The sequence below is a fragment of the Niveispirillum fermenti genome (assembly GCF_048066175.1).
Classification (GTDB): Bacteria; Pseudomonadota; Alphaproteobacteria; order Azospirillales; family Azospirillaceae; genus Niveispirillum; species Niveispirillum fermenti.
This window is the reverse complement of record NZ_JBLTXA010000157.1, coordinates 1-250: the sequence shown is the minus strand read 5'-3', so window position 1 is coordinate 250 and position 250 is coordinate 1. Positions and strand designations below refer to the sequence as shown.

The 250-nt window shown below is 59.6% G+C and carries 1 protein-coding gene; it reads right to left on the bottom strand.

All coding sequences use genetic code 11. The annotated features are described in order from the left end of the window. Positions 1 to 250, bottom strand: a 250-nt coding sequence (locus tag ACM9LZ_RS26135; RefSeq protein WP_416622421.1) for a FadR/GntR family transcriptional regulator, incomplete at both ends; no start/stop codon positions are given.

Here is a 250-nt window from a genome sequence, read left to right as displayed (position 1 = left end):
CCGCTCCAGACCCTCATTGATCTGCCGAAGGCTCTGCACACTGGCAAAACGCGCCGCAAGCGAGGCCGCCTCAGGCTCAATCGCAACGCGCAACTGGCTGAACTGCTTCAGTAGCTCTATCGAAAACTGACGCTCCAAAAGCCAGCGCAGAACATCCGTATCAAACAGGTTCCAGGACGAGGTCGGCTGCACAACCGTACCCTGACGCGGACGCGCGCTCAGCAAGCCCTTCGCCGTCAGCATCTTCACT